This window comes from uncultured Propionibacterium sp. (assembly GCF_963539965.1).
GTDB lineage: Bacteria > Actinomycetota > Actinomycetes > Propionibacteriales > Propionibacteriaceae > Propionibacterium.
In genome coordinates this window covers 1-8,393 of the sequence record NZ_CAUTOU010000083.1, presented here as the reverse complement: position 1 = coordinate 8,393, position 8,393 = coordinate 1, and the positions used below count along the sequence as shown (strand labels likewise).

The following is an 8,393-nucleotide window of genomic DNA, read 5'->3' as shown; positions in this document are numbered from 1 at the left end:
GGCCCCGCGGGGCCGGGCCACCGGCGTCGACGGCGCAGCAGCGCTCAGGCCTCGGCGGGACGGGCCGCGGCCGGGTCGACCTGGATGCCGGGGCCCATCGTGGTCGAGAACGTGATCTTGCGCAGATAGCGCCCCCTCGCGGCGCTCGGCCTGAGACGGTGGACCTCGTCCGCGGCGGCCCGGTAATTGGCCAGCAGGGCCTCCTTGTCGAAACTCAGTTTGCCGATGACGAACTGCAGATTGGCGTGGCGATCGACGCGGAACTCGATCTTGCCGCCCTTGATGTCGGAGACGGCCTTGGCGACGTCCATGGTCACCGTGCCGGTCTTCGGGTTCGGCATGAGACCGCGGGGGCCGAGCACGCGGCCGAGGCGGCCGACCCTGCCCATGAGATCGGGGGTGGCGACGACGGCATCGAAATCGAGGTAGCCGTCGGCCACCCGGGCGATGAGTTCATCGGCGCCGACCTCGTCGGCGCCGGCCTCGGCGGCCTCGGTGGCCCTGGCGCCCTGGGCGAAGACGAGGACCCTCGCCGTCCTGCCCGTGCCGTTCGGCAGGTTGACCGTGCCGCGCACCATCTGGTCGGCCTTGCGGGGATCGACGCCGAGGCGCATGGAGACCTCGATGGTCTCGTCGAAACCGCCCGGCTCGTACTGCTTGATGATGGTCAGGGCCTCGTCAGGCGAGTACAGCTGACTGCCGTCGCTCAACTGCGCGGCGGCGGCGTAGCGCTTGGAGTGCTTCATGCTGGTTCCTTTCCGTCAGCCTCGCGGGCTGATCCACCAGTCCTGGTGAGGGGGCACTTCCCCTTCCAGATTCATCGGGGACGACGCCCAGCGCGTCGTCATCAGGTTCGCCTGACGACCACGCCCATGGAGCGGGCGGTGCCCGCGACGATGTTCATGGCGGCCTCGACGTCGTCGGCGTTGAGATCGGGCATCTTGGTCTGGGCGATCTCACGCACCTGGTCGGAGGTGATGGTGCCGACCTTCTCCTTGTCGGGGCTGCCCGAACCCTTCTGGACGCCGGCGGCCTTCTTGATGAGCTCGGCGGCCGGCGGAGTCTTCGTGATGAAGGTGAAGGTGCGGTCCTCGTAGATCGTGATCTCCGCGGGGATGACGGTTCCGCGCATGGCCTCCGTCCTGGCGTTGTAGGCCTTGACGAACTCCATGATGTTGACGCCGTGCGAGCCGAGGGCGGTGCCGACGGGGGGCGCGGGGGTCGCGGAACCAGCCTGGATGGCGATCTTGACGATCGCCGCTACCTTCTTCTTGGGAGGCATGTGTCGGGTCCTTCTTCGCTGGTCCCCGGCGCACGGTGCGAGGGGGTGTGCGTCGGGGTGATGGGTACTGGGCGCCCTGCCGCCCCGGCCCACGGCGGGCCGTGCAGATCCTCAGCCCATGACCTTCTGGATCTGCGGGAAGGTCAAGTCTACCGGGGTCTCGCGGCCCAGGATCTCGACGTTGGCCTTCAAGCGCTGGTTGTGGGTGTTGATCTCAGTGATCGTGGCATGGACACCGGCGAAGGGACCGTCGACGACCATGACCTGATCGCCCACCGCATAGTCGACGACCTCGACCCTGGCGCGGGCCCGGCCCGGCCCGGACTGGCTCTCGGCGTTCACGCGGGCGACGACCGAGGGGGTCAGCATGTCCTCGACCTCGGACAGGCTCAGGGGCGTGGGCTCCTGGGCGTTTCCGACGAAGCCGGTCACCGACGGGGTGTGGCGCACGGTGCCCCAGCTCTCGTCGGTCATCTCCATGCGCACGAGCACGTAGCCGGGCATGTAGGTGCGGGTGACGTTCTTCTTCTGGCCGTTGCGCATCTCGACCGCGTCCTCGGTGGGGACGACGGTCTCGTAGATGAAGTCCTCCATGTTGAGGGACTTCACACGGTTGTCGATGTTCTGCTTGACGCGGTTCTCCATGCCGGAGTACGTGTGCACGACGAACCAGTCGCCCGGCTTGACGACGAGTCCGTCGTGGAGTTCCTCGAGCGCCTCGACGAGAGCCTCGTCGGCCTCGACGTCCTCGACGGGGGGCTCGGCCTCCGCCGGGGGCTCGCCGCCGGCCGGTTCGACCTCGTCCACGGCGCCCAGGTCGATCTGGACGTCATCGGAGGTCTCGGCCGAGAAGTCGGCGAAATCGAGGTTGATGCCGGTATCGGCGTCCTCGGCGGGGCCGAGGTCGATCTGGATGTTCTCGGCGGGTGCGGCGGAATCGCCGTCAGGGACTTCAGTCACGTGATATCTCCTCCTGGTCCTCAGCCGAACAGCCTCAGCAGCAGCCTCGTGAAACCGAGGTCGAGGCCCGCGACGATCGCCATGATGAACACGACGAACGCGAGCACGACGACGAAGTACTGACTGACCTCCTGGCCGCTGGGCCAGATGACCCTCTTCAGCTCATCGACGGATTGCTTCGCGAAACCCCACGGGGTGGTGCGCCTTCGCCTGGCGGGCTCCTTGGTCCTCTTCCTCTCGGCACCGCCGGCGCGACGGGTCGGGGCGGTCGTGTGCCTGCGCTCGATGGCCTTGGCGGGTCCATCGCCATCGGCCCCGGCGGGGCGGCGCTTCGGCCTGCCGGCGCGTTCCAGCCCTCTCCGGGCGCGGCGCGCCCCTACGGCACCGCCGGAGCCCGAGCGCCCATTGCGGGGCTCACGCCCATCAGCATCGGCGGCATCATCCGTGCGCGTGCTCTCATCGACCACGTGTACTGCCCCTGTCCGAGTCTTCTCTCGCCGGCGCCGGCCGGCGCTGGCGGTGGTACCGGGACGAGTGCCGTCCCCACGGTGTCCGGGGACCGGCGGGCCCCAAACATCGAGGGCACGTGCCGCCTCGCGCGGTTTCGGATGGAACCGGCTGCGTGGAACGCGCCCCTGCAGGGCACGAGGGACTTGAACCCCCAACCTGCGGTTTTGGAGACCGCTGCTCTGCCAATTGAGCTAGTGCCCTTCAGGCGCAGCAGCACTGCGGAGCGACCGCCGCAGAACGCACTGCGCCACCAAGAAGGGAAGTCTAGCGGCAAAACCCTCGCAGGCGAAACCGGAGAACCGGAGGCGCCGGGAGGCGTCCATCCGGCCTCCTCACCGGGTCGGCGTCTCACATTGCAAGATCAGGGTACCCTGAAGCTCCGGTCAGGGTCGAGGCAACGGCCCCGTCACAGAATACACAGGAAGCATCAGGACAAGTCAACGTGCAATACCAACCGGGTACGGGTGCACGTCCGTGCAACGCATGGCAATAAGATTCATAGGTCATCCTCAGGTAAAACATAGCTGAGAGCGAACAAAACCCTGATTGACAAGCGGACTCGATGTCTAGGGCGGATCAAGCGTGCAACCAGGGTGCGATGACCGCTCAACGGGGACCGGGCGGTCATCACCAGGATGCCTACGCGCCCGGCTCCGACAGGCGGTAGCCTCTTCGACGAAGCCGGCTCCGAACCCCCCTGCTGCACGGCAGCTGGAGATCCGACTCACCAACCGGTGAATCATCGTGCTCGCATGAGAGGCCGTTGGAGCTCTCGCGGCGCCGGTGCACGTCTCCAGGCCCGGTTCGGTGTCGGCTTCCGCATGGACCCCACTCAGTCAGAAAGTACGCCTCTCACCGAAAGTTGGTGATTCCGTCCGCGGATATCTGCCATGTCGCTCATCACCAAGGACCACTCTCTCGCAGATTTCGACGAAGGGAACCTCACCGAGCTGTTCTCGACCTCCGCTGCGGAGTCCGCATCGCAGGTCGAGTGGTGCAGCAGCGTCGAGCCGCGCGATCGCGTGCACAGGCGCAGCAGCATGATCATCTGGAGCGTCGTCGGCGGCGATCTGATCGCGATGGCGATCGCCACCTTCATCGCTCTGCGCCTCCGCGACTCCATCGTCTGGTTCGGCGCCGGCGGCATGACTGGTGCCTTCGCAGTGCTCACCATGCTGGTCTGGTTCCTCTGCCTGCGGCAGTGCGGCGCCTACAGCGTCCGCAACTTCGGCATCGACGTCATCGACTACCGCAATGTGCTGCGCGGCACCCTGGTCACCATCGGCATGACCGGCGCCTTCGCCTACCTGCTCGACGTACCGGTCTCGCGCGGTTACTTCCTCCTCACCTACGTGATCGGCGCCCCGGCCCTGCTCGTCAGCCGCTGGGTCAGCCGTCATGTCATCTTCGCCCTGCACCGTCACCGGCACATCAGGCACTCGGTCGTCGTGGCCGGCGACGCGGCCCATGTGGCCGACATCATCCGCGTCTTCAAGCGCGAGCGCTGGCTGGGCTATGACGTGGTCGGGGTGCTGACGCCGAACATGATGCCCTGCGTGCAGTACCCGGGCATCCCGGCCGTGGGCGCCCCTGAGAACGCCCTCGACGTGGCCCGTACCACTGACGTCGGCACGATCGTCTTCGCCGAGGGCTCGTTCCCGCGCTCGCACATGTTCAACCGCCTGGCCGCCAAGCTCGAGGCCGAGAGGGTCGAGCTCATCGTCGTCCCGGCGCTGAGCGACATCGCCGCCCAGCGCATGACCATGCGCCCGGTGGCCGGCATGCCGCTGATGTACATCGACAAGCCGTCGACGCACAGCTACAACCAGATCACCAAGCGCCTCTTCGACATCGTGTGCTCCTCGCTGCTGATCCTGATCAGCCTGCCGGTCATCGGCATCACCGCCCTCGCCATCAAACGCGAGGACGGCGGGCGGATCCTCTTCAAACAGCAGCGCATCGGCATCGGCGGCAAGCCCTTCGAGTGCTACAAGATCCGTTCGATGGTCCCCAACGCCGCCGAGATCAAGAAGCGGCTCATCGCCCAGAACCAGAACGAGTCCGATGGCGACGTCCTCTTCAAGATGAAGAGGGACCCGCGCATCACGAAGGTGGGCAGGTTCATCCGGCGTTTCTCGATCGACGAGCTCCCCCAGCTCTTCAACGTCTTCAGGGGCGAGATGTCCCTGGTGGGCCCGCGCCCCGCGCTCAAGTCCGAGGTCGACAAGTACGAGCAGCATGTCCGCCGTCGCCTCGACGTCCGGCCCGGTATCACCGGCCTGTGGCAGGTCTCCGGCCGCTCCGATCTGTCGTGGGAGGACGCCGTTCGTCTGGATCTGTACTACGTCGACAACTGGTCCTTGGTCCAGGACTTCAGCATCCTGCTCAAGACCTTCAAGGCGGTGTTCAGCTCCTCCGGCGCCTACTGAGTCCGCTGGAGTCCATGCGGTGAGGGAGGAGATCACCCCCGCCCTTCGCACACCGGGGGCGGTCGTGCCTGGGCCGTCAGACCTGCACGCCCACCAGGTTCGGCTCGGGCACCAGGGTGATGCCGTAGAGGGCCCGGACGCCGTCGCGGATCGTCCTGGCCAGTGCGGCGACGTCCGCGGCGGTGGCGCCGCCGCGGTTGGTCAGGGCCAGCGTGTGCTTCGTCGAAAGGGCCGCAGGGCCGTCGCCGAAGCCCTTGTGGAAGCCGGCATGGTCGATGAGCCAGGCTGCCGATGACTTCACGCGCCCGTCCGGTTGGGCGAAGCGCGGGGCGTCGGCGGGCAGCCGGGTGGCCTGCTCGGCGCTCATGATCGGGTTGGTGAAGAACGAGCCCGCGGACCAGGTGTCGTGATCGTCCGGATCGATGACCATGCCCTTGGCGGCCCGCAGGGCCAGCACCTTCTCACGGACCCGGGCGGACGGGGCGCGCTCCCCGGGCGCGACGCCGAGGCTCCCGGCCAGTTCGGCGTAGCCGATCGGCATCGACAGATCTCCCAGCAGGAACTGGAAGACGACCTCCAGGACGACGTAGCGGCCGGTCGGGGAACCGGGCACGGGCGTCCGCTTGAAGACCGAGTCGCGGTAGGCGAACTCGCAGTCGGCGTTCGCGAAGGTCCTGTAGCCCCTCGCCAGCCGGTCCCAGGTGCGCACCTGGTAGACGCAGGCGCTCACATCGGTGCCGTAGGCGCCGACGTTCTGCACGACGGTGGAGCCGACCAGGCCGGGAATGCCCGACAGGGCCTCCGGGCCGCGCCACCGGTTCCCGACGGCGAACGAGGCGAAGTCGTCCCAGACCTCGCCGGCGCCGACGCGGACGACCGCTCCCCCGCAGGCCGAGACCTCGGCGGAGACGCCATGGTTGTCGACGCGTACGACGGTGCCGTCGAAACCGGCGTCGTCGATGAGCACATTCGAGCCTCCTGAGAGCACCAGGAGGGGCTCGCCGGCCTCGTCGGCCGCGGTGACGGCGTCGATGAGCTCGCGCTCGGTGCGGGCGATGACGAAGCTCTTGGCCGGGCCGCCGATGTGGAAGCTGGTGTGCTCGCTCAGCAGCGGCGAGTCGGGGACGGCGCGGGGTTCGAGGGCGCCCTCGACGCGGTCGAGCCGGCGGTCGTCGCCGGGCTCGGTCGGGAAGCAGTCGGCGCCCTCCCCCCAATCGAGGCTCATGCCGCCCCCTCGAGGCTCACCCGAGCGCGGGCGGCGCCCAGCACCCTGGTCGGTTTCCCGTTCTCGGAGGCCGCGGGGATACGGGCGTCGATCATGACGGTGGCAGCCCCGTCGGCGACCTCGGTGACCCTTGCGCTGACCCGGACGAGGGTGCCCTCGTCGTCATCGGGCAGCGGTACGGGGCCGGTGAAGCGCACCGAGTAGGCGATCAGACGGGCCGGGTCGCCGCACCAGTCGTTGACGATGCGCAGGGCCGCACCCATCGTCCACATGCCGTGGGCTATGACGCCGTCCAGGCCCAGCTCGCCGGCCATGCGGTCGCTCCAGTGAATGGGGTTGAAGTCGGTGGAGGCGCCGGCGTAGCGCACGGCGGTGGCGCGGGTGGCGCGCAGGTCCAGCGCGGGCAGCTCATCGCCGACCGTGACGGAGGCCGGGTCGAATGCATTCATGCCGCGTCCCCCCGGCGGGTGTGGATGAGGGTTGAGACGGCGGTGCAGCGGGGCTCGCCCTCGACGGTGTCGAGCCGGACCGAGACGGTGACCATGTCGGCCGGGCCGCGCCGGCGCACCTTGGTGATGGTCAGCGTCGAGACGATGCGGTCGCCGGCTCGCAGCGGGCTGGTGATCTCGAAGCGCTGGTCGGCGTGGATCGTGCGGTGCAGGGCCAGACCGAGTTCTGGATCGTCGAAGATCACGTCCCAGGACCGGGCGGCGATGACGGCGGCGAAGGTCGGGGGCGCGATGGCGGTCCCGTGCCCGCCGTCGCCGTTGTAGGCGGGGCTGGTGTCGCCCAGCGCCGCGGCGAACTCGTCGATCTTGGCGCGACTGACCGTGTAGGGCCGGGAGGGCGGATAGCTCCGCCCCTCGTGTTCAGTGCCGATGCTCACGTCTCAATCCTAGGTTGGGGCCGCCCCGGCCCATCGCCCCAGCGCCCGGCCGGGGCGGCCCACCGGCTCATCCGACCGGGAGGCGGGCATGCAGCCAGTCCACCGCCAGCCCGAGCCATCTGGCCACCGAGGGATTGACCATCTCGGGGCGGCCGGTGGAGGTGAGCCCGGTGGCCAGGGACAGCCCATGCACCCCGGTCGGGAAGACGTGCAGCTCGAAGGGGACCCGGGCCGCGGCCAGGCGTTCGGCGAGGCTCAGCGAGTCGGTGACCGGCGCCACGTCGTCGTCGCAGGTGTGGAAGATGAATGCCGGCGGGCAGGATCCGTCCACGGCGGCGAGCAGATCGGGTGCGGCCCGCACTCCCGGATGACAGAGCCGCAGCGTCTCGGTCGTGGTCACCGCGTAGCCGAGCAGCAGGGCCGCCGGACGCCGGGCGCCCAGCAATGCGGTCGAGGCGGCCAGGTGCCCGCCCGCCGAGAAGCCGAGCATGGCGATGCGGTCGGCGTCCACGCCCCATTCGCCCGCCCGGCCGGCGATGACGGCGAGGGCGGTCTCGGCATCGCGCAGCGGATTCGGCCAGGTGCCCGCATCCGCCACCGAGTAGCGCAGCACGAACGTGTGGTAGCCGGCTCCGGCCAGCGCCAGGGCCACCGGCTCGGACTCCCGGTCGGAGCAGTGCTCATAGCCCCCGCCGGGGAGCACCAGCACCGCCGGCCGGGTGCCGACATTGGCCAGCTTGGGTGCCCGGCCGTGCACATAGCAGGTCAGCGTCGCATCGGAGCCGCCCAAGGGCACGACATCATGAATCATGCCCCCAGCCTAGGACGGATCCGCGGGCCCGGGACAGGCCCGGAAGCGGCGACGCCGCCCATGAGCAGTGCGCCCGCGCCGGACGCCCGGCGCGGCAGGGCCCGATCGCAGGATGCGGGGCCGTCGGACATCCCTCGGGCCCCGCGGGGGCTCGGGAACCTCAGCGGGTCTCGCGGTGAGCGGTGTGCTTGCCGCAGCGCGGGCAGAACTTGCTCAGCTCGAGGCGGTCCGGCGTGTTGCGGCGGTTCTTCTTGGTGATGTAGTTGCGCTCCTTGCACTCGGTGCAGGCA

10 protein-coding genes and 1 tRNA gene are annotated in these 8,393 nt (G+C 69.0%); 1 reads left to right on the top strand and 10 read right to left on the bottom strand.

The window, feature by feature from the left end:
* Positions 1-44: 44 nt before the first annotated feature.
* The 5 genes from rplA to R2N01_RS10400 all read right to left on the bottom strand — a co-directional run bounded on the left by rplA (position 45) and on the right by R2N01_RS10400 (position 2,953).
* Positions 45-746, bottom strand: coding sequence for a 50S ribosomal protein L1 (gene rplA / locus R2N01_RS10420; RefSeq protein ID WP_316670913.1), 702 nt, complete (start codon positions 744-746; stop codon positions 45-47).
* Positions 747-847: 101 nt separating this feature from the next.
* Positions 848-1,282: a 50S ribosomal protein L11 gene (gene rplK, locus R2N01_RS10415; RefSeq protein WP_316670912.1), complete on the bottom strand. Its 435-nt coding sequence runs from the start codon at positions 1,280-1,282 to the stop codon at positions 848-850.
* Positions 1,283-1,393: 111 nt separating this feature from the next.
* Positions 1,394-2,242, bottom strand: a complete 849-nt coding sequence (gene nusG, locus R2N01_RS10410) for a transcription termination/antitermination protein NusG (protein ID WP_399553280.1) — start codon at positions 2,240-2,242, stop codon at positions 1,394-1,396.
* A gap of 20 nt (positions 2,243-2,262) precedes the next feature.
* Entirely contained in the window at positions 2,263-2,709 is a 447-nt protein-coding gene (gene secE, locus R2N01_RS10405; protein WP_316670910.1) for a preprotein translocase subunit SecE, read from the bottom strand.
* A gap of 171 nt (positions 2,710-2,880) precedes the next feature.
* Positions 2,881-2,953: transfer RNA gene (locus R2N01_RS10400), tRNA-Trp, on the bottom strand.
* A 689-nt stretch (positions 2,954-3,642) separates the two neighbouring features.
* Here R2N01_RS10400 and R2N01_RS10395 point away from each other — a divergent pair.
* Positions 3,643-5,181, top strand: coding sequence for a sugar transferase (locus R2N01_RS10395; RefSeq protein ID WP_316670907.1), 1,539 nt, complete (start codon positions 3,643-3,645; stop codon positions 5,179-5,181).
* Between the two features lie 76 nt (positions 5,182-5,257).
* On the opposite strand, the gene R2N01_RS10390 is transcribed toward R2N01_RS10395, so the two are convergent.
* From R2N01_RS10390 to rpmG, 5 genes are all read right to left on the bottom strand, one after another.
* Entirely contained in the window at positions 5,258-6,406 is a 1,149-nt protein-coding gene (locus tag R2N01_RS10390) for a UDP-N-acetylmuramate dehydrogenase (RefSeq protein WP_316670905.1), read from the bottom strand.
* Entirely contained in the window at positions 6,403-6,855 is a 453-nt protein-coding gene (locus R2N01_RS10385; RefSeq protein ID WP_316670902.1) for a MaoC/PaaZ C-terminal domain-containing protein, read from the bottom strand. Before R2N01_RS10385 ends, R2N01_RS10390 begins: the two co-directional genes overlap by 4 nt.
* The gene (locus R2N01_RS10380; protein WP_316670900.1) at positions 6,852-7,292 is read right to left on the bottom strand and encodes a MaoC family dehydratase N-terminal domain-containing protein; all 441 of its coding nucleotides are present in this window, start codon (positions 7,290-7,292) and stop codon (positions 6,852-6,854) included. The genes R2N01_RS10385 and R2N01_RS10380 overlap by 4 nt, the downstream gene beginning before the upstream one ends.
* A 67-nt stretch (positions 7,293-7,359) precedes the next feature.
* Positions 7,360-8,103 (bottom strand): alpha/beta hydrolase, encoded by a 744-nt coding sequence (locus tag R2N01_RS10375; RefSeq protein WP_316670897.1) that lies wholly within the window; start codon positions 8,101-8,103, stop codon positions 7,360-7,362.
* A gap of 160 nt (positions 8,104-8,263) precedes the next feature.
* A partial coding sequence (gene rpmG, locus R2N01_RS10370; RefSeq protein ID WP_316670914.1) for a 50S ribosomal protein L33 occupies positions 8,264-8,393 on the bottom strand: 130 nt, incomplete at its 5' end.

Coding starts and splice junctions, on each gene's coding strand:
- rplA (WP_316670913.1), bottom strand. CDS start 746: ATGAAGCACTCCAAGCGCTACGCCGCCGCCGCGCAGTTGAGCGACGGC.
- rplK (WP_316670912.1), bottom strand. CDS start 1,282: ATGCCTCCCAAGAAGAAGGTAGCGGCGATCGTCAAGATCGCCATCCAG.
- R2N01_RS10395 (WP_316670907.1), top strand. CDS start 3,643: ATGTCGCTCATCACCAAGGACCACTCTCTCGCAGATTTCGACGAAGGG.
- R2N01_RS10390 (WP_316670905.1), bottom strand. CDS start 6,406: ATGAGCCTCGATTGGGGGGAGGGCGCCGACTGCTTCCCGACCGAGCCC.
- R2N01_RS10385 (WP_316670902.1), bottom strand. CDS start 6,855: ATGAATGCATTCGACCCGGCCTCCGTCACGGTCGGCGATGAGCTGCCC.
- R2N01_RS10375 (WP_316670897.1), bottom strand. CDS start 8,103: ATGATTCATGATGTCGTGCCCTTGGGCGGCTCCGATGCGACGCTGACC.